The following is a 26,389-nucleotide window of genomic DNA, read 5'->3' as shown; positions in this document are numbered from 1 at the left end:
CTCCGCAGCTGGCCCCGCCACCACGCCACCACGCCACCAGACGGACCGAACGCCCCAGTGGACGCCGATCCCGTTCGCCTCAAGTGTCCCGCTGCCGCTTCCGCTTCCTGGGCGCACACGCCGACCGGACACCGATCCACAGTGATCTACGCGTGGCAGCGGCAAAGAAACGCGGCGCCGACGACAAGGCGCGGCGCCGCGGGTGGACCGTCACCGGTGCCGCGGCGCCCCCGGCGAGGGGGCAGCCGCGACACCGGTGGCGAAGTCAGGCCGAGACGACCTGGACGGTCAGCTTCGCGGTGATCTCCGGGTGCAGGTGGACCGAGACGGAGTGCGAGCCAAGCGCCTTGATCGGCGTGCTCAGCTCGACGCGGCGACGGTCCAGCTCCGGGCCCCCGGCGTTGGTGACGGCGGCGACGACGTCAGCCGCGGTCACCGAGCCGAACAGCCGGCCCTCCTTGCCCGCGCGGCCGGTCAGCCGCACGGACAGACCGGCCAGCTGGCCGGCGATCTCCTTGGCGTGGTCGAGGTCACGCACAGCGCGCGCGTCCCGCGCCCGCTTGATCTGCGCGACCTGACGCTCGGCGCCGCGGGTCGCGAGGATCGCGTACTTGCGCGGCACCAGGTAGTTGCGGCCGTAGCCGTCAGCCACGTCGACGATGTCCCCSGGGMTACCGAGGCCGGGGACCTCCTGGGTGAGGACGAGCTTCATCTCATCCCCCTCAGCGAGCCGTCGAGGTGTACGGAAGCAGCGCCATCTCGCGGCTGTTCTTCACCGCGGTCGCCACGTCACGCTGGTGCTGGCTGCAGTTACCGGTCACCCGACGGGCGCGGATCTTCCCGCGGTCCGAGATGAACTTGCGGAGCAGCGAGGTGTCCTTGTAATCGATGTAGTGAACCTTGTCCTTACAGAAGACGCAAACCTTCTTCTTGGGCTTGCGCACGGCCGCCTTGGCCATGGATGTGCTCCTACCTCTTTGGTTACGCGAGTTCCGATCGCGCGTTGAAGACATTCGACCGCCTTAGAACGGGGGCTCGTCGGAATAGCCGCCAGCTGGCTGTGACCACGGGTCGTCTGCGGGGCCGCCGCCGGCGTAACCGCCGCCGCCACCACCGCCCTGACCACCGCCGTAGCCGCCGCCGGGGCCGCCCTGGCCGCCGCCGTAGCCGCCGCCGCCCTGACCACCTGGACCGCCAGGACCACCCTGGCCACCACCGAAACCGCCGCCCTGGCCGCCGAAGCCACCGCCCCCGCCACCGCGGGAAGCCTTGGTGACCTTCGTGGTGGCGTAGCGCAGCGACGGGCCGATCTCGTCAACGTCAAGCTCGATGACGGTGCGCTTCTCGCCCTCGCGGGTCTCGAAGGAGCGCTGCTTGAGACGGCCCTGAACAATCACGCGCGAACCCTTGGTGAGGGATTCGGCGACATTCTCGGCCGCCTGGCGCCAGATCGAGCAACGCAGGAAGAGCGCCTCGCCGTCCTTCCACTCGTTCGTGTTGCGATCGAGTGTGCGCGGGGTCGCCGCGACCGTGAAGCTCGCGACCGCGGCGCCGTTCGGCGTGAAACGCAGTTCGGGATCGCCGGTCAGGTTGCCGACGACCGTGATCACCGTCTCACCGGCCATGATCACGCTCCCCTCGCTGGACGGCCCGTGCCGGCGCGCTACGCGCCGAACGGGCGGCTCGCGTCACGCCGCTGCCCGGCGGGGGGCCCGCGGAGCCTTCGGCTCGGGCAGCCGGATCACCTTGGTGCGGATGACCGACTCGTTCAGCACGAGCTGGCGGTCCAGCTCGGCGACGATGGCCGGCTCGGTGTGCAGGTCGATGACCGCGTAGATGCCCTCGTAGCTCTTCGCGATCTCGTAGGAGAGCCTGCGGCGGCCCCAGACGTCGACCTTCTCGACGACCCCGCCGCCCTGGCGGACGACGTTGAGGTACTGGTCGAGCGAGGGAGCGACGGTGCGCTCCTCGAGCTCGGGGTCGAGGATCACCATCAGTTCATAGTGGCGTGGCAAGGTTGAACCCACCTCCTGTGGACTCTAACGGCCACGGAATCACCCGTGGCAGGAGGAAACCAGGCGCCGGTGAGCGGAGCGCCGTCTACAGGCGCGCGCACCGTCGGCACACGGTATGTCTGGTCGAGATTACTCGACCCGCCCGGTGTGGTCGGCGAGGCTCAGCAGCCGGCTGACCCGGACCCACGCGACACCGACCCCGACGACCCCGACCAGGTCGATGACGACCAGCAGCCCGCGGGCGTGCCGGGACGGGTCGGCCGCCACGATCGCCAGGATCAGGAAGAGCAGGGCCAGCACGCCGGCGGCGGCCGCCGGTACCACCAGCCGCTGCGGCACGTTCGCGCGCGCGGGCGCCACGGTCGGCCCCGCGCTGCCACCCTGTCGGTCGTCGCCCGTCACGGCTCACATCCTCGCGTATGTCCGGCCGGCCGGGCACGCATCCGATCAGCTCGGCCGTGTCGCACCCACACCCGCACCCCGGCCGGACGACGCCACGGCACGACGAGGCACGACGAGGCACGCCACAGCACGGCGTCAGTCCACCCAGTAGCCCTGGGTGAAGGCCACGACGAAGATCACCATGAGCGGTCCACACACCCAGACGTAGGCGCCCCGCACCCATGGCCAGCGTGCACCGGCCCGCGCGAGCAGCAGATACAGCGGGAAGGCGACGAGAATGCCACGGATCCCGGACGCGTAGTAGTTCGTGAAGCTCATGATCACCGTCATGAGCCCGACGAACGTCGCCTCCCCCCACCGCCTGCCCCAGATCAGGGCACCGGTGAGCAGCACACCGATGACGACCGCGAGCAGCTCGCCGCGCCAGAACCAGACGAACGTCGACGCCCCGTCGCCGTCGAAGGCCGAGCCCCAGGTCCGCGACCAGCCGTTCCAGGGCCAGTCGACGGCACGATGCCAGYCGTCGTGCATGGCGTCGGTGTAGGAGTCCCACCGCCCGCTGCGGACCCGCAGGTAGACGAGGTAGCCGGCGATCGGCAGCGGCGGGATGGCCAGTGCCAGCGCCGGCCTCGCGATCAGCGGACGTCCAGCGGCACGCCGCACCAGCACGTACTGGACGATGAGCGCGGCGCAGAACGCGATGCCGGTCACCCGCGCGGAGGCCGCCGCCGCTCCCAGCAGGCCGGCGAGCAGCCATCGGTCACGGCGCGCGGCCAGCCAGGAGGCGGTCGCGAAGCCGAGGAAGAAGCCTTCGGAGTACGCGGCGAAGAGGAACACCGCGTACGGGAAGCACACCAGCGCGAGGACCGCGAACCGCGCGTCGCCGTCGTCCACCTCGTCGGCCGCCAGCCGCCACAGTGCGGCCACACCGATCGCGCCGACCACGAACGAGACCACCAGACCGGCGCCGATCCAGTCGGGAACGACCACGTGCACAGCCCGGATGGCCAGCGGCAGTCCAGGGAAGTCGACCTCGGTGCGGTCCGAGTAGGACGGCGAGAGGTAGCCGTAGCGAGCCACCTTGGTGAACAGGCCGACATCCCAGCGGTCCCACAGCGTCGTCAGCCCGGGGACGTCCCGGGCCGGGCCGTTGGAGAGCAGGCGCGCCCCGGCGAGCGACGCGAGGGCCACCGCGACCCGGCTCGCCACCCACAGCGGCAGGGTCGCCTGCACGCACGCGGGAAGCCGGGCCCAGGCGGTGCGCACCGCGCCGAAGCCGCCCCAGCCGCCCGGCTTCCCCGGCTCCGCCGCGACGACCTCCCGGGTCTCCGAGGTCACCCTGCATCCCCCCGCGGGCGGAGGATCGATGGAAGCCGCGGCAAAGCACGCCGGACGGACTGGACGGACGGAGCAGCCAGGCCGGACTGGACGGACTCGGTGGACAGGACGGACTCAGCAGACAGGACCGAACGAGCGGACGGCGCGTCGTGCACAGCGTGGACGGCATGGACGGCATGGACGGCATGGACGGACGTGATGGACCCGGCCACGTCGGCCGCCTCGGCTGGGCGGGCCGCTCCGGCCGGATCTTCCGGCCCGGACGGGGCCGCGCTGTCGGCCCAGGCCCCCCTGCGCAGCGGCAGCAGGGTCCGAGCCCCGAGGCGCCCACCGCGCACGTCGGGTGCCCCGTCGAGCACGCCCCCGGCCGGGTCGTCCAGTCCGTCGGCGCGGACGACGTCGCGCTCGGGCCGCAGGATCTCCGACACGACGAACGCCGCGAGCACGCACAGGACGAGGTCGCGCAGCACGACCGCGCCGACGAACCAGCCCCGGTCGATTCCGTCGGCGCCGGAGGTGTMGTTGAAGATGAAGTGCATAAACCTGGTGAACAGCACCCAGATCTCGCAGGCCTGCCAGAGCAGGAACAGCCGCCAGCGGGGCCTGGCCAGCGCGACCAGGGGCAGCAGCCAGATCGTGTACTGCGGCGAGAAGACCTTGTTGGTCAGCAGGAACGCGATGACGAGGAGCAGCACGACCTGTGGCACCCGCGGGCGGCGCGGTGCCAGCAGCGCCAGGGCGATCACCCCGGCGACGGCCAGGATCAGCGCCACCGCGGTCACCGCGTTCAGGGTTCCGACGGGAATGCCGTGCTTGTGCACCGCGGTGAGCAGCAGCGGCGTGGCGATGGCGACCAGCAGCCAGCACACCGCCGCCGCACCGATGATCCGCGGGGCCCGCCAGGGCCAGTTGCGCAGCGCCACCGCGGCGAGCGCCCCGACGGCGGCGAGGCCGAGGAGCATCACGACGAGGTGCGCCGGCGCGAACCAGCCGGTGTCGTACTTCCCGGCGGCCCAGGACAGGGCGAAGGCCAGCGAGTCCCAGTCGGCGCCGCGCTCGGAGTTGAGCTCGAAGAAGCGCTGCAGGCCGTTGTGCCCGCCCGCGTACTCGCCGTCGAGCAGCGCGGTCCAGTTCCCGCCGCCCCAGAAGGTGGACCAGATGCCGTCGCTGACCTTGTCCGTCCCGTTGAAGTAGCCGGCGGTGAGCCACACCGGCAGCAACACACCGACCACGGTGCCGGCCGCGTAGAGCACGCTGCGCACCAGCGGGCGCAGCCGCCCGGCGCGCAGGCACAGCGCCGCCAGGCCGACCAGGAAGAACACCGGGTAGAGCTTCGTGACGATGCCGAGGCCGAACAGGATGCCGGCGAGTCGCGGCGCTCGGCGTGACCAGGCGAGCAGGCCGCCGGCGGCGAAGGCCACGGCGAGGATGTCCCAGTTGGTCAGCAGGTGCAGCGCGAGCATCGGCGCCAGCGCGAGCAGGGCCGCGTCCCACACCCGGCGCTGGCCGGCCGTCATCGCGGTGCAGGCGACGGCCACGCAGGCGGCGATCAGGAACAGCAGCGCGGTGAAGTCGTAGAACAGCGCCGAGCGGGTGTCCATCGAGTAGTGGTCGAAGACCTGGGCTCCGGGCGGCCCGCCCTCGGTGCGGAAGACGGCGACGGGCGCGGAGCCGAGGCCGGCGAACGAGGAGACGAGCTGCATCGCCGCGCCGATGAGCGGCGGGTACTCGGTGGGGTAGTCCAGGTAGGGGATCTTGCCGTCTACCAGGCCCTCCTGGCTGTAGAGGGCGACCACGTCCGAGTAGCACATCCGGGTGTACTGGTACTCGTCCGTCCAGTTACGGGTGTCGCGGCAGCCGGACTTCTGCGCGTAGCCGAGCACGCAGGTGATGACCACGAAGAGCATCAGCACCCGTAGCGGGCTCCACCAGGTCCGCGTGGTACCGACGACGGCGTGCCGCCCGGGCGGCCCCCCGATCAGCTCGCTGGCGCCCGCGACCACGGGGTCGTTCTGCGCCGGGCTGGACCGGGTGGGCAACGCCGGGGTCGTGGCCATGCGGGTCATTCTGGTACACGGACCTGAGTGCCCGTTCGACGACACTGATCAGGCGCCCGTGGGCCCCCGTGCCACCGCCGGAAGATCTGAGGACCGCGGTCGTTGTCACGACCACGGTCCTCAGATCCTGTCCGGCAGCGGCGGCAGCTAATGCCAAGCTAATGCCCGCCGAAGATGTCGCCGACGATGCCTGTCGGCGACCTCGTCGGTTGTGGGCGTGTCGTCTGTTGGCCGCTGGTGCCCGAGGTGGCCCGGTTGGTCTGCCGGGACTGGCTGGTGCGGTTCTCGTTGTCCCCGAAGATGTCCCAGTCGTCGGTGCCACCGACCGGCGTCTGGCTCGGCAGGTCGGACGGTGTCGGCTCCGGCGTCGGCGACGGGCTGCGCAGCGTGACGGAGCCGCCGTAGGCCGGCGGGTCGAACTGCTTGATCGGCTCGCCCTTCAGGGCCGCGTCCATGAACGTCTTCCAGATCCTCGCCGGGTAGGTCCCGCCGTAGACGACGCCGTTCGTAACGCCGGGGATCCCCCTGAGCTGGTCCGATTCCCTGCCCTGGCCGCGGAACATGTTCACGCAGGAAGCGATCTCCTTCGTGTACCCGCAGAACCAGGCGGAGCGGAAGTTGTCCGTGGTGCCGGTCTTTCCGGCCGCCGGCCGGTTGTCCGCGAGCTTCGCCTTCGTGCCGGTGCCGTGGTCGATCACGGCCTGCAGCGCGTAGGTCGCGTCCCGCGCGACACTCGGCGGGATCACCGGGTCCTTGGAGGTCTGCGCGCTGTCCCCGCCGCGCAGGATGACCTCGCCGGAGTTGTCCTCGACCGTCGCGACGATGTGCGGGGTCGCCTGGTAGCCCCCGCTGGCCAGGGTGCTGTAGACGTCGGTCATCTCCAGCGCCGTGACGCCGTCCTTGCCGAGGGTGACACCGGCGACGTCCTCCAGCTTGGTGTCCGCGTCGATCCCCATGTCATGAGCGGTCTCGATGATGTTGTTGACACCGATGTCGTTACCCAGCGGGACATACACGGTGTTGATCGACTCGGCGGTCGACTCGATCAGATCCGGATAGCCGAGATCACCCGGTTCGCTCTCGTCATTACTGAACTCGTAGGTGCCGATGTTCATATGAGCGGGGGCGTGGTAGGTCGATTTGAGGCTGATGCCCGCCTTCAGGGCTGCCACCAACGTGATGGTCTTGAAGGTGGAGCCGGGCTGGACCTCCGCGGTCCCGACGTTGTCCTCGTACTGCTCCTGGCCGTTCTCACCCTTGCCGTACAGGGAGCCGCCGTACCAGGCGAGCACCTCACCGGTCCCCGGTTTCACCGCCACCAGGCCGGTGCGCAGTTCGGGCACGGCCGCGTAGGCCGTCCCGATCTCCTTGCTGACCGCCTGGAAGGCCGCGGTCTGCTTGGCCTCGTCCAGCGTCGTGGTGATGCGCAGGCCACCCCGGTTGATCTGGTCCTCGGTGATGCCCTTGTCGTCCAGCTCCTTCAGGACCTGATCGCGGATGTAGCCGACCTGGTCGGAGGACGTGTAGGAGGAGCCCTCGTTCTTGTCGATCACCGCCGGTGGCTTCTCGTTCGCCAGCGAGGCCGGCGCCCAGCCCTCGGCGACCATCGTGGCCACGACGTCCTTCCACCGCGCCTCCGCGTCTTTCGGGTTCTCCTTCGGGTCCAGGTAGTTCGGCGACCGGATGAGCCCGGCGATCACCGCACCCTCACCCGCGGTCAGYTGGGACGCCGGTTTGTTGAAGTACGCCTTGGACGCCGCCTCGATGCCGTAGGCGCCGCGGCCGAAGTAGATCGTGTTCAGGTAGAACTCCAGGATCTGGTCCTTGGAGTACTTCCTGGAGATCTTCACCGCCATCACGATCTCCCGCATCTTCCGGGTGAACGTGCGGTCCTGGGTGAGATACGCGTTCTTCACGTACTGCTGGGTGATGGTCGAGCCACCCTGGGCGATCTCACCGCCGGTGACGTTCACCCACATCGCTCGCGCGATGCCCTTCGGGGAGATCCCGGGCTCGCTGTAGAAGTCCTTGTTCTCGGCGGCCAGCACCGCGTGCTGGACGTCCTTCGACACCTGCGAGAGCGGGACGTCGGTACGGTTCACCGTCCCGATCCGGGTGATCTCGCCACCGCCCGCCCAGGTGATGATCGAGGTCTGGTCGGTCTTGACCTCGTCGGGCAGCGGGATGCGGGTGGCCGCATAGATCACCGCGAGGCCGGCGACGAACAGCAGCGAGCCGGACAGGAAGCTGGCCAGCACCAGGCGGCGGAACCAGCGCGGGCGGTTACGCCACCATCTCGGGCCATGCCGGCCCACGTTGCGCCGGGGGTTCCCGCGGCCACCGACGGCGGCGCGTGCCCCGGTGGGGTTCGTGGCGGAACGTGGTCCGGTCCGCCCACCCGGGCCCTGAGGGCCACCGGGACGCCGCCCATCGGCGCCGCCCATCCGGGACGCCGACATGCCGGAGCGCCCGTCGCGGTCCAGGGAGTCCAGCGAGTCGATCCCGTCGACAGCAGCGCCGCCGGGTGCCACCTTGCGGTAGACGGTCGCGTCCGCGGTGCGCTCGTGCACGTCGACCCGCCGCAGCGCGGCCTGGTCGACGGTGTCGTAGAGGGCGTTCACCTGGCCGGGTGGCTGGTCGGCCGGCGACTGACGCCCCCCGCCCGGGCGGTAGGCACGCAGCCGGGTGGTGGCGCCGGAGAGTCGTTCGCTCCGGCTGCCGCCAGCTCCCGCCGTGGCTCCCGCTCCTCCCGCTCCTCCCGCGGCGCCGGTGGCGCCGGTGGCCCGGGCACGTGCGGCGGCGGCACGGCCCGCCACCGGTCGTGACGGGCGATCCGCGGCCGGCCCCCCGTTGAGCAGGGCGGTGGAGTCGGCACCCGCGCCGCCGGCCTGCGGGCGGCCGGAGCCGCCGCGACCGCCGGGCCCGCCAGCCGGGCCGGGCCCGGCGACGTCGCCGCGGGCAGGTCCGCCCGTGGGCGGGGTGCGGCCGGCCGACGTGTTGCGGGGGCTGGTGCTGCGCGGGTTGGTGCTGCGGGGGTTGAGGACCCGCCCGGACCCGGTGCGCTCCGCACCGGTCTGCCGGGAACCGGATCGGCTGCCCTCCGCACGGTCGGAGAAGCCCCGCCCGCCGGACGCCGGACCGGTTCCCGCACCCGCACCCGCGTTGCGCGGCCCCGTCGTGGGCCGCGCGGGCTGACCGGAGGCGGCCCGCTGGTCGCCCGACCCGCTGGAGCCCGGGCCGCTTGAGCCCTGCCCCCTGGAGTCAGGGCCGCTGGGGCCCGGCCCGCTGGGGCCGGCGGCTCGACGGCCGGCGGTGGAGTCGCCACCGTCACGGCCGGCAGCGGCCCGGCGGCGAGCCGCGGCACCGGGATCGGGCGCCCAGCCGGCGGGCTCGGGGTTGCTCACCGAGGTCGCGGCCGGGTCCCCGGCGGAGTCGAAGCGTCGGTCCGGTGGCCCACCGGCCGGCCGCGGGCCGTCAGGCGATGGCTGCCCGTCGCCGGCACGAGTGCCTGCCGGCCGTGCACCCTGGCTGTTCGGCCGTGCACCCTGGCTATAGGGAGTACTCACCAGCTACCCCGTCCGTTCGCCGTGTGCCCCCCGGTCACTGTGCTGAGGCCATGATCCGGCCAGCGCTCCCCGAACCCGCGCCACCGCGCCGAAGTCGGCCGCACCCACGTGGAAGCCCACATGGCAGACCAGAATCTCATGCCAGATTCGACCACCCACGAGAGGGCACCGAAGTGTAGGCGGCCTGGACCGACACAGGCCGATCAAGGCGACGGAGCTCGGCCGAGGCTCTCAGGTGTCGGCGGCCCGTCGGCGTGACTGCTTCCTGGCCGGTGGCTCACCGGTACCGATCACGTACGACGTGATCAGATGGTTCCAGCCACAGGGCGGACAGACCTCGACCACGTAGACGTTCAGCTCGCTGTAGCGGGTGGCCAGGCCGGGCAGTTCCTTGGTGGCTCGCACCCGGCCCGAGCTGGGCCCCAGTTCGTCACCATAGGTATAGGTGACGTTGATGAGCGGGTCGGCGCCGCGGCAGACCGGGCACCGCTTCTTCGTCGGCTCGCCGTGGTACCTGGCCGCCCGTACCAGGTAGGGATGTGCGTCGCACACGTCGGCCGAGGAGACCCGGCCCGCGAACAGGTCGCCCAGCGTCGCCCTGCGGGCGAGCGCATAGTCGATGACCGACCGTGGACGCATGCCTGCCACGGTACGCCGACGGCGGTCGCCGGGCAGACGGTAACGACAGAAGTTGACGCGCTCCACGCCTTTCGCCGGCGGCGGCTCCCGGGCGCCCGACCCGGCCTGGCGGGCCCGGACCGTGCCTGGCGCGGATGTCACCCGGCAGCGGCGTCRCACGAGCCGGCGCCGAACCCTCGTGTCCATCCACCGCAGTGCTTCTGACCTGCGGCGAATCCTCGATCTGTCATCGTCCGGTCGCCAGTACGCAATCCGGTGTTGCCGTGGGCGTACCGAGGCGTCTATCCTCGATGTATCGCATCGATATGTCGGTGCGACAGTACTAGTCGATACACAGCTCCGATACACACAGCCGATACACACGGAGCCGATACACAGGTCCGGGCCACCGGGCCGGTGCGGGCCTGGTAGCTGCCGCGGGAGGTGAGCGCGCATGTTGGAGCTGGCGGTGCTCGCGCTCCTGTCGGAGTGCCCCATGCATGGCTACGAGCTGCGCAAGCGACTCGCCGCCGTGCTCGGGTCCTTCCACCGCTTCAGCTATGGTTCGCTGTATCCCTGCCTGCGCCGGCTACAGGCGTCCGGTTTCGTGACTGCGGACGACGCCGGCGCGGCCGCCCGGATCGGCGGGCGCAGCCGGGTCGTCTACACCCTCACCGCCGAGGGCAAGGAGAAGCTCTCCGATCTGCTGGGTGAAGGTGGGCCGTCCTCCTGGGAGGACGAGATGTTCGGCGTCCGTTTCGCCTTCTTCTCCAAGACGGACGCGGCGGTGCGGCTGCGGATCCTCGAGGGGCGGCGCGGCCGACTCGAGGAGCGTGGCGAGAAGGTTCGCTCGGCGCTGACCCGCACCCAGAAGCGGCTCGACTCCTACACCCTCGAGCTGCAGCGCCACGGCCTCGAATCGGTCGAGCGCGAGGTTCGGTGGCTCAACGAGCTGATCGAGACTGAGCGGGCCCAGGCGCCTGCGCCCAGGCCAGGGCCGCAGGTGTTGTCCACATCATCCACAGAGTTGTCCACAGGTTCGTCCACAGCTGACGTGGAGTCGGTGGAGCCAACGGCCCCGCCAGCAGACACGCGGATCCGTGGCGAAGGCCCCAGCGACGCGGCCCCGTCCCCAGCCCCCGGCACCTAGCGCAGCGCACCACCGGCAGTGCGGCCCCGGGCATCACGGCAGGGGTCTGGTTCGGCGCGTGGTCGGGCTCGCACGGTTGACGCAGGTAGTCACCGTCCAGCCAGGTCCCGCACCTTGCCACCCAGCAACGCCAGGCCTTCAGCAGTTCCAGGCCGCCAGCAACGCCAGCATCCCATTCACCAGCTAAGGAGCGCATCCGTCATGGGTTCGGTTCGTGTCGCCATCGTCGGTGTGGGCAACTGCGCCGCATCTCTCGTCCAAGGGGTCGAGTACTACCGCGACGCCGACCCGTCGGCCCAGGTCCCTGGTCTGATGCATGTGACGCTCGGCGACTACCACGTCTCCGACCTCACCTTCGTCGCCGCGTTCGACGTCGACGCGAAGAAGGTCGGCCGCGACCTCTCCGAGGCCATCGTGGCCAGCGAGAACAACACCATCAAGATCGCCGATGTGCCCCCGCTCGGCGTCACCGTCGCCCGCGGGCACACCCTCGACGGCCTCGGCCGCTACTACCGCGAGACGATCGAGGAGTCCGACGAGGCCCCGGTCGACGTCGTCGCCGCGCTGCGTGAGGCCCGCGCCGACGTCCTCGTCTGCTACCTCCCGGTCGGCTCCGACGACGCGGCGAAGTTCTACGCCCAGTGCGCCATCGACGCCGGCGTCGCCTTCATCAACTGCCTCCCGGTCTTCATCGCGGGTGTCCCCGAGTGGGCCGAGAAGTTCCGCGCCGCGGGTGTGCCGATCGTCGGCGACGACATCAAGTCGCAGGTCGGCGCCACCATCACGCACCGGGTGCTGGCGAAGCTGTTCGAGGACCGCGGCGTCATCCTCGACCGCACGATGCAGCTGAACGTCGGCGGCAACATGGACTTCAAGAACATGCTCGAGCGGGAGCGGCTGGAGTCCAAGAAGATCTCCAAGACCCAGGCTGTGACCTCCCAGGTCTCCCACGACCTGGGCAAGGACAACGTGCACATCGGCCCGTCCGACTACGTTGCCTGGCTCGACGACCGCAAGTGGGCCTACGTCCGCCTCGAGGGCCGCGCGTTCGGTGACGTCCCGCTGAACCTGGAGTACAAGCTCGAGGTCTGGGACTCCCCCAACAGCGCCGGCGTGGTCATCGACGCCGTCCGCTGCGCGAAGGTCGCGCTGGACCGCGGCATCGGTGGGCCTATCCTCTCGGCGTCCTCCTACTTCATGAAGTCCCCGCCGGAGCAGTACCGCGACAGCGAGGCCCGCGACAAGGTCGAGTCCTTCATCCGCGGCGAAGGCTGAGCGAGCGGCACCACCGCGCGTGATCGCACGACGCTGATCGCGCCGCACTGAAGATGACGGCGATGGCCCCGAGGACGTCTGTCCCGGGGCCATCGCCGCGTCCGGAGGCAGGCGGCTGGCATCCGGAGGCAGGCTGGCGTCGAGAGGCGGACCGGCGTCCGGAGGCGGTCAGCCGGGAATCTCGGTGAACGCTCCGACGAGCACCACGAAGATGCTGTTCGGGTCGAGGGCCGGGTAGCTCTGGGCGCCGGTCGCGTCGGAGATCCGGGCCAGCGCCTCCAGGTCGRCGTCCTCGCCATAGCCGATCGTGATGATCCGCACCGGATGCAGCGGCGAGTACTCGCGGCGCAGCGTCCGGACCAGCTCGTCGAGCGACATGCTGCCCGGGTCGGAGTTGCGGCCGTCGGTCAGCAGCACCACCTGGTTGGGCCAGCCATCCTCATAGTGCTGGTTCAGATGCCGGAACGCGGCGAGCGTGGTCTCGTACAGCCCGGTGTCACCGCGAGGTTCGATCCGGCTCATCTCGTCGATGACGGCCTGCCGTCGGGGTACCCCGCCAGCCCCGTCTGCCCCGCCAGCCCCGTCTGCCCCGCCGGCCCGTTCCTCCACCGGGCCGAGCCCGACGAGTTCGTCCCAGTCGTCGGCGCCGTGCAGCCGGGAGGAGAACCGCCACAGCCCGAGGTTGCTGCCGTCCGCGAACATCGGCAGGGCGGCCTTCGCGGCGTCCAGCGCCACCGCCAGCCGGCTGCGGTCTCCGCTGGCGGGCACCGGCTCGGCCATGGAGCCCGAACTGTCCAGGACCATCAGCGTGTTGGTCTGCTGATGCACCCCGACGAAGGTCGCCTGCAGCGCGGTCATGACCGTCGGCACCATCACCGGCTTCCTGCCCAGCTCCTGCGGCCGGGCCGCGAGCCCGGTCTCGGGTCCGAGGGAGTCGGCGGCCCCGTCGACGGTTCGGAAACCGTGACCGGCCAGCGCCGCCACGCCCCGCCCCGACCTCAGCAGCGCCAGCAGGTCCGCGGCCACCTGGCTTTTCACCGGGTCGGACGAGACCCGGCTCAGCTGGACGTAGCGGATCTCGTCCAGCATGAGCCCGTCGGACGGGTAGGACGCGACGAGCTCGGGCCCGTCCCCGTCCGGCAGCCGCGCGCCGAGCCCGACCCCGGCGTTGTACTGGTAGACGAGGCTCTCGGAAAGCGGGATCGCGGACAGGCGCGACGCGCCCGGATCGTCGAGGCCGGTGCCGCGCAGCGTCGCGAGCAGGCTCGCGTCGGAGCCCGGGAGCAGGCTCGCCGCACGTTCGAGCCGCAGGATGGCGCTGTCGGTCGTGAGATCGTCAGTGAGGTCGTCGGTGATGTCCTTCTCGATGAGCCGCGCGGCCGGCCGGTCCAGGGCCTGGGCGACGAGGACGGTCAGCGCGGACAGGCCGGACGTCGTGGTGCGCGGGTCGGGCAGGCCGATCGTGAAATCGCCCCAGGCCGCGTTCCCGTGCGCGGTCCAGTAGTCGTCATCGCCCGGCTCCGCCAGCTGCCTACCCAGGTCGGCCCAGGAGAGCTGATGCCCGGGCCACCCGAGCGCCACCGCCATCGGCCGCGGCATCGCGATGACGACGGGCGACGTGGCGATCAGCTGACCGGTGTCGGTCAGCAGCCGGTTGGCCGGTTCGGTGGTTCGCGCCAGGGCCAGCCAGTCGGCGGAGTCCGGCACCCAGATGTCGGGGATCTCCCCGGCGCCCGGGTCGCTCCAGCCGCCGCGCAGGTACGCCGCGGCCCGGCCGCTGTCGACGGCGTCCACCTGGATGGACGCGCAGTACCCGAAGACGGCGGGATGCTCGTCGTGGTAGGCCGTCGCGAGCTCCTCCATCGGGTCGGCCAACGACGGGGCCACGGCGACCGTCAGCGTCACGGTGCCGGCGCAGGTGGCGACCGCCGGACTGCCGCGGAGGAACACCCAGCCGCTGGTCAGGGCTCCGGCGAGCACCGGGATCGCGGCCAGCGCCATGATCCGGCGGACGGACGGGCCGGTGCGGCGGTACCGGTGCCGGGCACCAGACATCAGACCGGGACCTCCGAAACGGTCGATCTACGCGAGGTGACCGTAGCGGACCCTCCTCGACCCGGCGCCACCACAGACGACCGCAGTGTCTGCATTGATGCACCCCCAAAGACCCGCGCGAGCATGGTGGCGCCATTGCGATGACCCGGAAACGGAAGTCTCCCCGGAGAGATCACCCTTCATTTCGTGGGCGCTCCTGCGGTGGCCCGCCATTCCGATCGGGCCGTGCACTTCGTAGGCTGACGAGGTGGCCTCGACCGGCAACTCGCCCGGCAAGCAGTGGACCGGTGATCTGCGTACCCTGCTTCTCGGCCGCGGGTTCCGCCAGCTCTACGCCGCCCGGCTGTCATCGCAGGCCGCGGACGGTGTCTTCCAGGCAAGCCTGGTCAGCTACGTCCTGTTCTCGCCGGAGCGCGCGACGTCCGCCGGCGCGCTCGCGGCGTCCCTCGCCGTGGTGGTGCTGCCCTTCAGCGTGATCGGCCCGTTCGCCGGCATCGTGCTCGACCGCGTCTCCCGGCAGCGGGTCCTCGTGGTCTCCTCCGTGATCCGCGCACTGCTGATGGTCGTGCTCGTCGGGCTGATCCTCGGCGGGCGCACCGGCGCCGACTTCTATGCGACGGCGCTCGCCGCGGTCAGCGTGAACCGGTTCGTGCTGGCCGCCCTGTCCGCGGGCCTGCCGATGGTCGTGGACGTCGACCGCCTCGTCACCGCCAACGCGCTGTCCGTCACCTCGGGCACCGTCGCCACGCTGCTGGGCGCCGGCATCGGCAGCGGTCTGCGCGGGCTCACCGGCGGTGACGACAAGGAGGTCGCGCTGGTCGCGGGCCTCGCGGCGCTCGCCTATGTGGCCGCCGCCGTGACAGCGTCACGCCCGGCCCGGCTCGCCTTCGGCCCGGTCGAGGCGGCACCCTGGCAGGGCGCCTGGTCACAGGCCCGCAGCGTGGCCGCCGACCTGGCCGACGGCGTGCGCTACCTGTGGCATCACGGTCCGGCGCGGCGCGCCCTGGCGGCGCTGACGGCGTCCCGGGCCGCCTACGGGCTGGTGCTGGTGCTGACGGTGCTGCTCTACCGCAACCACTTCACCGGCGCCACGGGCGGCCTCGCCGGCCTCGCCCAGGTGGTCGCCGCCAGCGGGATCGGGACGGTGCTGGCCGCCGTGGTCACCCCCCGGGTGACGCAGCGGATGCCGAAGGCGCGCTGGATCGCGATCGTCCTCGTCGGGGGCGGTGTCGTCGAGATCGCGCTGGGGCTGCCGTTCCAGTCCCTGCTGTTCGTCGTCGCCGGCCTGCTGCTCGGCTTCTCCGCCCAGGCCAGCAAGATCTGCGTCGACACGATCGTGCAGGAGGAGACGGAGGACGCCTACCGCGGCCGGGCGTTCTCGCTCTACGACCTGCTGTTCAACCTGGCCTTCGTAGCGGCCGCCGCGGTCGCCGCCCTCATCGTGCCCGAGGACGGCCGCTCCGCGCCGACCATCATCGTCGCCGGGGTTGGCTACTGCCTCGCGGGCCTCGTCTACTACCAGGCCGCGATGCGCCACCCCGAGGACCGGGTGATCCGCGGCGTCGGAGCGGCCCACAACCGGGCCGCCGACAGCCCGATCACCGACAGCCCACTCGCCGCCGGGCCGTCGATCGACGGGCCGTCGATCGGCGCGCCGGTCGTCGACAACCCGGCGATCGACAACCAGGCGATCGACGGCCCGAGCGGCGCCGGCTCGTCGACGGTGACGAACGCGGCCAGCACGTCACCGTCGACGAGCACGCCGCTCACAAGCTGACGTCGCCCGCCCTGGCGGTGCGCCTCAGCACCCTGGCGGTGCGCCTCAGTGAGAAGTGGCGGATCTGGCCCCCGATATCGACCTGGCCGTCCGTGCCCACCCTCCCTCCGCACGGCGACCCACCGGGATCCCGCACCGCCACCGCCACCGCCAGCAATTAGTGTCAATAGCAGCAAAAAGCGGCAAAGGGTCACCTGTTGATCCGCAAGAGGCGAGGATTTCGGTTCCTGTAGCGACCAAAATTCTCATTTCACGCTCGGAAGCAGCGACAGCAGAAGCTCGAAGCTCGCGATTCTGCGACAGCCGCTCCCGCAGGCCAAGATTCTCAGGTTCTGCTTGGCAGCAGCACCCCCAGCGTCTCGAGCCTGCCCGGAAGCAGCCGTTACAGCCACAGCCGCCGATCGGCGCGGCAGACCGCGCGGGCAACGGACCGCGCGGGCGGCGGGCCGCGCCGGCGGCGAGCTGTGCGCCTGGTCGATCTATTTGGTTTCTGACAGCACTGGCCAGCTTTCGACGCGGGCGCGCCTTTTCCATTCACGAGACTAGAGGGCTCCTCGTTTCCCTTCCTCCGGATCTCTTGACATCCATTTCGTCGCCGGTTTTACAAGGCTTCGATGAGCGGTTATCGGAAGAGCCACAAAGAGCCCCTTGATCGTCGTTCCAGCGAACCTCGCCGAGCCCCGCGGCGGTGGGATCTCGTGCGTCCAGCGAGCCGCGGGCGCCGCTGATGGGCCCTTGAGCCGCTGGTCACAGGGGTTGTTGAGGTCATGCCGGCCGCTCCGACACCGCGCCGGGCCAACGGCGGCCGCGGCCGCGGGCCGCCCGCGGCCGCCGTGAGCCCGTGATCACTGGTCGCGGCCCGCCCGCCATTCATTCAACAGATGGGAACGATTCAGGTTTCAGACGCCTCTGTCACTTTTCCGGGTGCGAGCCACGGGGCATCCACCAGGGATTCCGGACGTTCGTCCGGGCCTGGCTGAAGCAGCCCGTCTCGCGGTCCTGAAAACGCTCCACCAAAGACCGATAGCCGGACGGACGTGGCTGCTTCCGAGTAAGAGTGAAGGATTCTGGTCGCCGGAACGACCAAAACCCTTCACTCTTCACGCCGCTGCCGCTGCTGCCGCCGCTGCCGCCGTTGCGGCTGCTTTCGGGCAGGGAGGAGCGGTTTTGGCTGGGCCCCGAGGGCCGCGCTGGCCGCCGACGGCAAGGAACTACTGGAGGCGCCGCACTAGACGTCGCTGCCCGGTTCGTCTCCGGGAACGGGGACGGGTATGCCGTTCTCCTGCGCCCACCGGAGCAGCTCCGCCTCGGCGGCCTCGCGGCCCAGCAGCCCGCGCTCGAACCGGACGTCGAGCATGTGCTCGCGTGCCTTCCCGACGAGCCGCGACGGCGGCAGCGCCAGCAGCGCCATGATGTCGTCGCCGGAGAGCTCCGGCCGGATGGAGGCGATCTCCTCGCTCGCGGCGAGGTCGGCGATCCGCTCCTCCAGCGAGTCGTAGGTCCGGGCCAGACTTTCGGCCTTGCGGCGGTTGCGGGTCGTGCAGTCCGAGCGGACCAGCTTGTGGAGGCGGTTCAGCTGCGGGCCGGCGTCGTGGACGTACCGTCGCACCGCGGAGTCCGTCCACTCACCGGAGCCGTAACCGTGGAAGCGCAGGTGCAGGAAGACCAGCGAGCAGATCGCGTCGGTGACGTCCTTCGGGAAGCGCAGCGCGGTGAGGCGCCGGCGCGTCATGTCGCGCCCGACGACCTCGTGGTGGTGGAAGGACACCCGCCCGCCGGGGATGTGCCGGCGGGTGCGCGGCTTGCCGATGTCGTGCAGCAGCGCGGCCCAGCGCAGGATCTCGTCCGGGCCGTCGTCCTCCAGCGCCATCGCCTGGCTCAGCACGGTCATCGTGTGCGCGTAGACGTCCTTGTGCTGGTGGTGCTCGTCGATCTCCATCCGCATCGCGCCGAGCTCGGGCAGCACGATGTCGGCGATGCCGACCTCGACGAGCCGCTCCAGCCCGGCGATCGGGTTCGGGCTGGCGATCAGCTTGCGCAGCTCGTCGCGCACCCGCTCCGGGGAGACGATCTTGATGCGCGCGGCCCGCGACCGCATCGCCGCCACCAGCTCGGGCTCCGGGGTGAGCCCGAGTGCCGCCTCGAACCGGGCGGCGCGCAGGATCCGCAGCGGATCGTCGTCGAAGGACGCCTCCGGCGCGCCGGGGGTACGCAGAACCCCGCGAGCCAGGTCCGCCATGCCGCCGAACAGGTCGACGAAGTCATGCCCCGGGACGGACACCGCCATCGCGTTGACGGTGAAGTCCCGCCGGACCAGGTCATCATGCAGCCCGTCACCGTAGGTCACGGTCGGGTTGCGGGACGTCCGGTCGTAGGTCTCGCTGCGGTAGGTGGTGACCTCGAACCGCACCCCGCGGCGGGCCAGGCCGACCGTGCCGAAGGCGATGCCCGCTTCCCAGGTCGCCTCAGCCCAGCCCCGGGTGATCTCCAGGACCCGCTCGGGGCGGGCGTCCGTGGTGAAGTCGAGGTCTGGGGCGCTCTTGGCCCGGCCCARCAGCGAGTCCCGGACGGAGCCGCCGACCAGGTACAGGGCATGCCCATGGTCGGCGAAGATCCGGCCCAGCTCATCCGCGGGCGCGGGCACCCGCAGCAGTTCGCTCACCACCTGCTCCGCCGAATCCCGGGGATTGTCAAGACTGATTACAGCCACACGTTCAGATTACGGGTGCCCGGCCCCACCGGGACGTCCACAGCCGGTCCATGGCCCGGCCCGTCACGCTCGGGACGTCCCGAACCAGGAACTGAGCCGATTCACGCGGACGAACCGGACACACAACGAGGCCGATTCGGCCGCTGCTCGTACGATCAGGGCATGCCCTCCCCGCCCAGGACGACGCCCGGCCGCCGGCCGCTGCGCCGGGTGGAGGAGACCTCGGCGGGTGGCCTGGTGCTCGACACGCCGTCAGCCGGGGCGAACGCGGCCCTGATCGMCCGTAGGGACAGACGTGGGCGACTGTTGTGGTCACTGCCGAAGGGGCATGTGGAGGCCGACGAGACCACGGAGGAGGCAGCCGTCCGGGAGGTCGCCGAGGAGACCGGGGTGACCGGGGCGGTGCTGGCCCCGCTGGGCACCATCGACTTCTGGTTCGTCGCCGGGGAGGCCCGGGTGCACAAGACCGTGCACCACTTCCTCCTGGTGCGCACCGGGGGCGCGCTCTCCGACGACGACATCGAGGTCGAGGAGGTCGCCTGGGTGCCGCTCGCCGAGGTCGCCGACCGCCTCGCCTACGCGGACGAACGGCGGCTGCTCGACGAGATCCCGACGATCCTCGCCGAAGCGTCGTGAGCGTGGCCTACCCGTCCCGGCGGCGGCGCCGGGCGAGCCGCGTGCGGTTCCCGACGCGGCTCGCCGCCGGTGTGGTGGCAGCTCTCAGCCTGGCCGTGGGGGTCACCGGCGGGCAACCGGCGAGCTCTACCACACGCTCGGTGGCGGGATCGTCGCTGGACAACGCCGCGACCACAGCTTCATCCACAGTTTCCACAGGGCTGTCCACAGAGTTGTCCACAGGATCGGCCTCATCTGTGGGTATCGCGGCTGGAACGACCGCAACAATCCAGCCGGTCACCAGGACATCTCCGGACACAAGCGGCACTTCGGGCAGCTCTGGTGGCGCGTCCAGTTCCGCCGGCACGAACCAGGCCGTCCAGCTCACCGTCACCGAGGTCACCCCGCCCGGCAACGGCTCGACTCGGATGCGAATCACCGGTTCGGTGCTCGTCCAGGGCGCCCAGTCGGTTACCGACCTCGGCGTTCGGGTCGACATCGGCACCGCGCCGCTGACCTCGCGCAGCAAGCTGCAACAGGTGGCATCGGGCGTTGGAGGAGACCCCGGTTACTCGTCGAACCGTGCCAGTCAGGAACTGGCGCCGACCGGCGGAACGTTCGCCGTCGACGTCGACCTCGATTCGTGGACCCCGGCCAGTGGTGTGGATGTCCTCCCGGTGCGGATCCGCGTCATCGGCAAGGTCAACGGAGGCGCCCTGGACAGGCTGGCGACGGTCACGACCTTCGTGGTCCTGTCCGCTCCCCGAGTGGCACAGTCGCAGCGGACGCCGGTGCTGACCGTGGTGCCACTGGCGAGCAAGCCACGGCTGCGCTCCGACGGCCTGCTCACCGACAACACGCTGGCCCAGGAGATCGAGGAGGGCGGCCGGCTCCGAGAACTGCTGGAAGGAGTGATCGATTCCGGCACGACGACCGTCGCGCTCGGCGTCGACCCCACCCTGGTGCAGGCCCTGAACCGGATGAAGACGGGGTACTCCTATGCGACGCCGTCCGGGACTCCTCAGCCCGCTCTGGCCAACCCCGATGCGATCAGTTACCTAGCCACGATCAGTGACTACGCGAAGGCGGGCGGCACCGTCTTCGCGCTGCCCTACGGGGACACCGACCTGCCCGCGCTCGTCCACGCCGACCAACTCGACGCGCTGCAGTACTCGGTCAACACCGGCCAGCTGGTGCTCAACGAGATCCTGGACGAGCAGGACCGGATCCAGCGGGGGAGCTGGACCGCCTTCCCCGCGGACGGGCTCGCCGACGCCACCACCGTGAACGCGCTGAGCGCCAACGGCTACGGCACGGTGATCGTCGACGACCAGCTCCTCCCCGCCGCCCAGCGCCTGACATACACGCCGTCGGCAGCCACCACCATGGCGACCGCGACCGGCCAGGTCCGCCTGCTGTCCGCCGACCATGTGCTGGCCGACCTCGTCGCCGACCCCGACGGCGACATCGACGGCAGCCAGAACGATCCCGCCCTCGCCCGCTTCCAGGCGGAGCTCGCGATGATCACAGATCAGGCTCCGGACCGGCAGCGCCTCGTCGTGCTCGCGCTCCCCCGGTACGCGGCCGTCTCCGCCAGCTGGCTGCGCACCATCCTCGGCACCGTCACGACGAGCACCTACTCGACCGGGATCGATCTGCGCGGCGCGACCACAGACGCCAAACTGGACGCCACCCGGCAGCGGACCGCACTGACCTACGGCGAGGCGGCTCAGGCGAAGGAGCTGCCGGCCGACTACGTCGACCGGGTCGAGGAGATCCGGGACAAGGCCAACGTCCTCGGGTCCGTCTTCTGCCAGCCGGGCGCGAGTCCGGGGCTGAATCAGATTGTCTGCGAGCAGACCAGGAACAAACCCATGATCAATACTTTGATCATGGGTTTGTCGGCGGCCTGGCGCACGGACCGCGCGGGCGGTGCTCTGCTCGTCCAGCAGGCCGACGGCGATATGCGGGAGAAGCAGTCCAGCATCCGGGTCGTCGGATCACAGATGGTCAACCTCACCAGCAGCCGCGGCCGGGTACCCGTCACCCTGGAGAACAGCTCCGACTGGGACGCGACCGTGGTCGTGAAGCTGTCGTCCAGCGACCGCGGCCGGCTCATCTCCGCCACCAAGATCACCCGCGTGCTCAAGGCTGGCCAGAAGGACCAGATCGAGATCGAGGTCGACGCGGAGAGCGCCGGCACCTTCCCGGTCGACATCCGGCTGGAGACCGTCGACGGCCAGGCCATCGGCCCGGAGGCGTCCGCGCGGGTGCTGGTCCATTCGACCGTCTACGGGGCCATCGCCATCGGCATCACGGTCGGGGCGGTCGGCGTGCTCTTCGCCGCCGTGCTGATCCGCCTCGTCCGCCGGCTCCGGGCCCGTTCGCGTTCCCAGGGCGCGCCCCCCGACGACCTCCCGGGCGGACCGGGACCGGGGCAGGCTGACTCCGCTGGCCCGCCCGCACCGGCACCCCAGGTGACAGAACGGGCGACCCTCCCGCTCAGGAAGTACCCCTCGGCCGGTGCGGGCGGGGCCCCTTATCCAGCTCCACCCCCGCCGCCGGACTGGTTCCCGCATCACGCCGGGGGACCGCACCACCCCAGTGATCCGCACCATGCCGGTGACCCGCGCCATGCGCACGACCCACGCCATGCCGGCGGCCTGGACCACGCTGGCGGCCTGGACCATGGTCGCGACCCGGGCCGCGCCCGCGACCCGCACCATGCCGGCGGCCCGGATCTCGGCCGCGCCGGGCCGTGGAGCTTCGGCCGCCCGGCGGCACCGGCAGGGTCGACAGCCCAGCCCCAGCCCCAGCCCCAGCGCCCGGATGGCCGGTGATGGGACCGTACGACGGTCATGGCCGGCGGCCTTCCGACGATCATCATGATGATCGGCCCTACCGCCCCGCGGCCGACGATCCGTATGTGGTCGAGCGGTACACCGGCCACGGAGACGACCAGTACGTGAACGCACCCGAGCCGGGCACGGAAGCACCACCGTTTCCCGATGCCCGCGAGCGCCCGGACAGCTACCGTCCGAACGTGGCCCGACCCGCCGGAGACTCCGCAGCGCACTGGGACGACCCCGCCCAGCACCGGGGCCGCGCGACCCAGCCCCCGTATGAGCAGCAGCGCGACGGGTGGGGGCCAGCCGACGGTCACCTGCCGCCGGCTACCCGGTCACGGTCTTCCCAGGACCACCATGGCACGTACGGGCAGGGCGGTTACGAGTCGGCGGCACCCTACGACCCGCCCCGGCACAGCGACCAGCACGGCTACGACGTCCCGCAGGACTACCGCGATCAGCAGGACTACGACGACCCGCGTCGGCGCAGCAACCAGCATGGGCACGGCGCTGGCGACGGCTACGGCGATCAGCGCCGAATCAGCGACCAGCGTGGCCACAGTGACCAGCGGCGGCTCCGCGACCAGCGCGGCTACGGCCCAGGCGCACCGGGTTACGACGACGATGCCGGGTACGGCCGGCCGGTACCCGATCAGAACGCCGGCCACGCCGGCCACCCAGGCCGCGCGGGCTACATCAACCGCGCCGAATACGACGCATACGAACGGAGCCGTCGCGGCGACCAGGCACGCCCGCCGACCGACCCCGGCCAGGCCCGGTATCCGGACGGATCATCGCCTACCAGCCGGGTGCCGTCCGGCTCCGCCTATCCGGGCGGTCCACCGACCCCACCGGCGCCGGCACGGCCACCATCACCGGTAGCCGGCCACCACAACACCGGAAACCCGTACGACAGCGGAGCCGGCCGTATCACCCCGTACCCGGGCATGTCGCCTAAGTCTTACCAGGTGGACGACGAGCGGATCAGCGGGTACCCCGCCGACCCGCGGGGGCCTGTCGAGCGGGGTGAGCAGACCCGCAGGCTCCCGAGCGCCCCGCCCGTCCCGCCCCCGTCCGAAGGGGGGCCCGCGACGCGGGCGGCGCGTGCCCGCACACCGGCCCCAGGCACCGCCCCCCGCGGCCACCCGGTGCACCACGGCGAGCCGACACACCACGGCGAGCCCTCACACCACAGCGGGCCGATGCGGCACGGCGAGCCCGCGTACCTCAGTGAGCCGACGCGGCACACCGGGCCGCCCCGGAACCGCCCGCCCGCGCAGCCGCCCGTCCAGCCGTTCGAGGACCTCGACGAGCCGCCCTACGAGCCGATCCAGGACGCGGCCTACGAGGAGCCCTTCGAGGACGTCCACGAGGGTCCCTACGAAGAGGCCTACGAGGACGCCTACGACGATCGCACCGCTCGGCTGCCACCGCCGAGCGCGGCGCCGCCCAAAGCCAGGACCCCGCGGCCGGCGGCACCGGCCCGGAAAGGCCCGCCGCGGCAGCCACCGGCCCCGGCCGGCCGGCGGACGACGTCCACGCAGACCGGCCGGGGCACCAGCACCGGCACCGGTAGCCGCAAGAAGGCGCCGGCGAAGAGCGCCGGCCTGGGCCGGGCCAGCGGCATCATGGCGATCGGCACCATCGCCTCGCGGGCCACCGGCTTCCTGCGCACCGTCGCGATCTCGGCGGCGATCGGCGTCGGTGTGGTGAGCAACGCGTACACCACCGCGAACACGACCCCGAACGTCCTCTACGACCTGCTGCTCGGCGGCATCCTCACCAGCGCCGTCGTCCCGGTGCTGGTCCGTGCCTCGAAGGAGGATCCGGACGGCGGGGACGGCTTCGCGTCGTCCCTGGTCACCCTGACGGTGCTCGGCCTCGGCGCCGCCGTGGTCCTCGGGATGATCCTCGCGCCCGAGATCATCGGCATCTACATGCACGGCAACGATCCCGCCAAGAAGGCACTGGCGACGGACCTGCTGCGCTGGTTCATGCCCCAGGTGCTCTTCTACGGGGTCGGCGCGGTGCTCGGGGCGATCCTCAACACCAGGCAGTCCTTCGCCGCGCCCATGTTCGCGCCGGTGCTGAACAACCTGGTGGTCATCGCGACCTGTGTGGCGTTCTTCCTCGTCCCGGGCGACCGCCCGCCGACGGTGGACGGGATCACCGGCGCCCAGACCTTCGTCCTGGCCGGCGGAACCACCCTCGGCGTGATCATCATGACCGTCGCGCTGCTCCCGACCGTGCGTGCCGTCGGCTTCCGCTACCGGCCCCGCCTCGACCTGCGCCACCCGGGGCTGCGGTCGGCCTACCAGCTAGCGGGCTGGACGCTGCTCTACGTCCTGGTCAGCCAGCTCGGCTTCGCGGTGATCACCAACCTGACGAACGACAAGCACAGCGAAGTCACCACGATCTACCAGAACGCCTACCAGCTCTTCCAGCTCCCCTACGCGATCATCGGCGTCTCGGTGGTCACCGCGCTGCTCCCCCGGATGAGCAACCACGCGGCCGCCGGCAAGACCGCGCTCGTCCGCGAGGACCTGTCGACCGCGACCCGGATGACGGTCACCGCGATCGTTCCGTCCGCCCTGTTCCTGCTGGCGCTGGGCCGCCCGATCGCCGTGACGATCTTCAACCACGGCGCGGTCGACGTCGCCGGCGCGGTGCGGATCGGCGACTCCCTGAGCGCCTTCGCCATCGCGCTCGTGCCCTTCGCCCTGTTCCAGGTGCAGCTGCGGGCCTTCTACGCCTACCGGGACAGCCGCACCCCCGCGCTGGTCAACATCGGCGTGGTCGCGACGAACATCGTCGCCGCCCTCGTGCTGTCCCACCTGGCGGCGCCGGAGCATCGCGCGGTCGTGCTGCCGCTCGGCTTCGCGCTCGCCTACATGAGCGGCCTGGTCGCGACGACCGTCCTGCTGCGGCGCAAGCTCGGCGGCATCGACGGCAACCGCGTCGCCCGGGTGACGACCCGGGTGAGCGTGACCGCCGGCATCGGCGCCGTGCTGGCCAGCGTCATCGCGGACGTCGTCCGCGACGTGCTCGGGCACGGCTGGCTCGGATCGGGGATCGCGGTCGTCATCGGGCTCGTCGTCGGCGGTCTCGCCTTCGTCGTGATCTCGGTGCGCAGCGGGCTCTACGAGATGACGGCACTGATGCGGATGGTCGGCGGCAAGCTCGGCGCGGGCCGGCGCGGACCGGCCCGCCAGAGCGTGGCGTCCCCGGGCAGCTCGGGCAAGGGCGGCGCGGGCAAGGGCGGGACGTCCTCGGGCGCACGTCCCGCGGCCAGCCGGTCGTCGGGGCCGCCCAGGGTCCCGGCGGATCAGGATCGCGCCCGTGAACCGCGGGAGCGGCGGGAACCGCGCGAACAGCGCGAACCGCGCGAACAGCGCGAACAGCGCGAACAGCGCGAACGTGATGCCGGCGGGCGCGACCCCGGCGGGCGAGGTCCCGGCGGTAGCCGCAGCGGTGGCGGACGTGGCCGCGGCAGCGGCGCTGACAACAGCGGACGCGGTGGACGCGGCAGCGGCGAACGTGGATCGCGGGGTTCGTCCGGAGGCCGCGGCGGACCCCCCGACCCGCGGCGTCGCCCCCGCTGAGCTCGAATCCCGCGCTGGTCGGGTGCTGGTCGGGTGCCCGCTGCCGCGGACCGGCCGGGCATGTCCCGCGCGAGTCGGCAGCGGTCGCACGAGCGGGGCAGCGGCGGTGGAGACTCGAAGACTGAAGGATTCTGGTCGTCCCGGCGACCACGATCGTTCGGTCTTGCTCAAAAGCAACGGAAGGCGGCCGGCTCCGCTCGCGCGGCCGCGAACGACACACCGACAGGCCGCCTTCGCACCGACGGACGAATCAGGACCAGCCAGACCGATCCGTCCGATACGCCCGATACGTCTGGTCAGTGTGAGCGTGGCGGCGACCTCGACCAGGTGGGTCCGGAGAAGCAGCCACGTGGCCGCCGCCCC

The 26,389-nt window shown here is 71.3% G+C and carries 17 protein-coding genes; 6 read left to right on the top strand and 11 right to left on the bottom strand.

Going from position 1 to position 26,389, the window contains the following annotated elements; genetic code table 11:
- Positions 1-265 precede the first annotated feature (265 nt).
- The 9 genes from rplI to CcI49_RS25235 all read right to left on the bottom strand — a co-directional run bounded on the left by rplI (position 266) and on the right by CcI49_RS25235 (position 10,017).
- Entirely contained in the window at positions 266-712 is a 447-nt protein-coding gene (gene rplI / locus CcI49_RS25275; protein WP_076829946.1) for a 50S ribosomal protein L9, read from the bottom strand.
- Between the two features lie 10 nt (positions 713-722).
- The gene (gene rpsR / locus CcI49_RS25270) at positions 723-959 is read right to left on the bottom strand and encodes a 30S ribosomal protein S18 (RefSeq protein ID WP_006543269.1); all 237 of its coding nucleotides are present in this window, start codon (positions 957-959) and stop codon (positions 723-725) included.
- 63 nt (positions 960-1,022) lie between these two features.
- The gene (locus CcI49_RS25265) at positions 1,023-1,625 is read right to left on the bottom strand and encodes a single-stranded DNA-binding protein (RefSeq protein ID WP_054568816.1); all 603 of its coding nucleotides are present in this window, start codon (positions 1,623-1,625) and stop codon (positions 1,023-1,025) included.
- A gap of 63 nt (positions 1,626-1,688) precedes the next feature.
- Positions 1,689-2,015 (bottom strand): 30S ribosomal protein S6, encoded by a 327-nt coding sequence (gene rpsF / locus CcI49_RS25260; protein ID WP_255354775.1) that lies wholly within the window; start codon positions 2,013-2,015, stop codon positions 1,689-1,691.
- A 129-nt stretch (positions 2,016-2,144) separates the two neighbouring features.
- Complete coding sequence (locus tag CcI49_RS25255; RefSeq protein ID WP_054568818.1) at positions 2,145-2,417, bottom strand: hypothetical protein; 273 nt, start codon at positions 2,415-2,417, stop codon at positions 2,145-2,147.
- A 135-nt stretch (positions 2,418-2,552) separates the two neighbouring features.
- Entirely contained in the window at positions 2,553-3,755 is a 1,203-nt protein-coding gene (locus CcI49_RS25250) for a hypothetical protein (protein WP_076829941.1), read from the bottom strand.
- Complete coding sequence (locus CcI49_RS25245; RefSeq protein WP_076829936.1) at positions 3,752-5,821, bottom strand: glycosyltransferase 87 family protein; 2,070 nt, start codon at positions 5,819-5,821, stop codon at positions 3,752-3,754. Before CcI49_RS25245 ends, CcI49_RS25250 begins: the two co-directional genes overlap by 4 nt.
- A 149-nt stretch (positions 5,822-5,970) precedes the next feature.
- Positions 5,971-9,216, bottom strand: coding sequence for a transglycosylase domain-containing protein (locus CcI49_RS25240; protein WP_241840238.1), 3,246 nt, complete (start codon positions 9,214-9,216; stop codon positions 5,971-5,973).
- A 393-nt stretch (positions 9,217-9,609) separates the two neighbouring features.
- Complete coding sequence (locus CcI49_RS25235; RefSeq protein WP_054569146.1) at positions 9,610-10,017, bottom strand: DUF5318 family protein; 408 nt, start codon at positions 10,015-10,017, stop codon at positions 9,610-9,612.
- 433 nt (positions 10,018-10,450) lie between these two features.
- On the opposite strand from CcI49_RS25235, the gene CcI49_RS25230 reads away from it, so the two are divergent.
- Positions 10,451-11,146 carry a PadR family transcriptional regulator gene (locus CcI49_RS25230; RefSeq protein ID WP_054568822.1) on the top strand — a complete coding sequence of 232 codons (696 nt, stop codon included), beginning with the start codon at positions 10,451-10,453 and terminating at the stop codon, positions 11,144-11,146.
- Positions 11,147-11,347: 201 nt separating this feature from the next.
- Positions 11,348-12,421, top strand: a complete 1,074-nt coding sequence (locus tag CcI49_RS25225; RefSeq protein ID WP_054568823.1) for an inositol-3-phosphate synthase — start codon at positions 11,348-11,350, stop codon at positions 12,419-12,421.
- Positions 12,422-12,589: 168 nt separating this feature from the next.
- Here the strand turns inward: CcI49_RS25225 and CcI49_RS25220 are convergent, their stop codons facing one another.
- Entirely contained in the window at positions 12,590-14,476 is a 1,887-nt protein-coding gene (locus CcI49_RS25220) for a substrate-binding and VWA domain-containing protein (protein WP_076829933.1), read from the bottom strand.
- A gap of 247 nt (positions 14,477-14,723) precedes the next feature.
- On the opposite strand from CcI49_RS25220, the gene CcI49_RS25215 reads away from it, so the two are divergent.
- Positions 14,724-16,253 (top strand): MFS transporter, encoded by a 1,530-nt coding sequence (locus CcI49_RS25215; protein WP_083749698.1) that lies wholly within the window; start codon positions 14,724-14,726, stop codon positions 16,251-16,253.
- Positions 16,254-17,481: 1,228 nt separating this feature from the next.
- Here CcI49_RS25215 and CcI49_RS25210 read toward each other — a convergent pair.
- The gene (locus CcI49_RS25210) at positions 17,482-18,963 is read right to left on the bottom strand and encodes a CCA tRNA nucleotidyltransferase (RefSeq protein ID WP_054568825.1); all 1,482 of its coding nucleotides are present in this window, start codon (positions 18,961-18,963) and stop codon (positions 17,482-17,484) included.
- 162 nt (positions 18,964-19,125) lie between these two features.
- Here CcI49_RS25210 and CcI49_RS25205 point away from each other — a divergent pair, with 162 nt between their 5' ends.
- The 3 genes from CcI49_RS25205 (at position 19,126) to murJ (ending at position 26,026) form a co-directional block, all read left to right on the top strand.
- A complete protein-coding gene (locus tag CcI49_RS25205; RefSeq protein ID WP_076829929.1) occupies positions 19,126-19,599 on the top strand; it encodes an NUDIX hydrolase in 474 nt (157 codons plus the stop codon).
- Between the two features lie 236 nt (positions 19,600-19,835).
- Positions 19,836-22,418, top strand: coding sequence for a DUF6049 family protein (locus tag CcI49_RS25200; RefSeq protein ID WP_116437497.1), 2,583 nt, complete (start codon positions 19,836-19,838; stop codon positions 22,416-22,418).
- Positions 22,418-26,026 carry a murein biosynthesis integral membrane protein MurJ gene (murJ, locus tag CcI49_RS39900; protein ID WP_083749713.1) on the top strand — a complete coding sequence of 1,203 codons (3,609 nt, stop codon included), beginning with the start codon at positions 22,418-22,420 and terminating at the stop codon, positions 26,024-26,026. The genes CcI49_RS25200 and murJ overlap by 1 nt, the downstream gene beginning before the upstream one ends.
- Positions 26,027-26,389: the final 363 nt, after the last annotated feature.

The sequence above is a fragment of the Frankia sp. CcI49 genome (genome assembly GCF_001983215.1).
In the GTDB taxonomy this organism is placed as follows: Bacteria; Actinomycetota; Actinomycetes; order Frankiales; family Frankiaceae; genus Parafrankia; species Parafrankia irregularis.
Note: the sequence above shows the minus strand (reverse complement) of the source record. Positions and strands in the feature narration are given on the sequence as shown.

What these genes read in the sequence shown, in the direction of transcription:
- CcI49_RS25265 (WP_054568816.1), bottom strand. Translation starts at nt 1,625, where the DNA reads ATGGCCGGTGAGACGGTGATCACGGTCGTCGGCAACCTGACCGGCGAT.
- rpsR (WP_006543269.1), bottom strand. Translation starts at nt 959, where the DNA reads ATGGCCAAGGCGGCCGTGCGCAAGCCCAAGAAGAAGGTTTGCGTCTTC.
- CcI49_RS25235 (WP_054569146.1), bottom strand. Translation starts at nt 10,017, where the DNA reads ATGCGTCCACGGTCGGTCATCGACTATGCGCTCGCCCGCAGGGCGACG.
- CcI49_RS25225 (WP_054568823.1), top strand. Translation starts at nt 11,348, where the DNA reads ATGGGTTCGGTTCGTGTCGCCATCGTCGGTGTGGGCAACTGCGCCGCA.
- CcI49_RS25230 (WP_054568822.1), top strand. Translation starts at nt 10,451, where the DNA reads ATGTTGGAGCTGGCGGTGCTCGCGCTCCTGTCGGAGTGCCCCATGCAT.
- murJ (WP_083749713.1), top strand. Translation starts at nt 22,418, where the DNA reads ATGGGACCGTACGACGGTCATGGCCGGCGGCCTTCCGACGATCATCAT.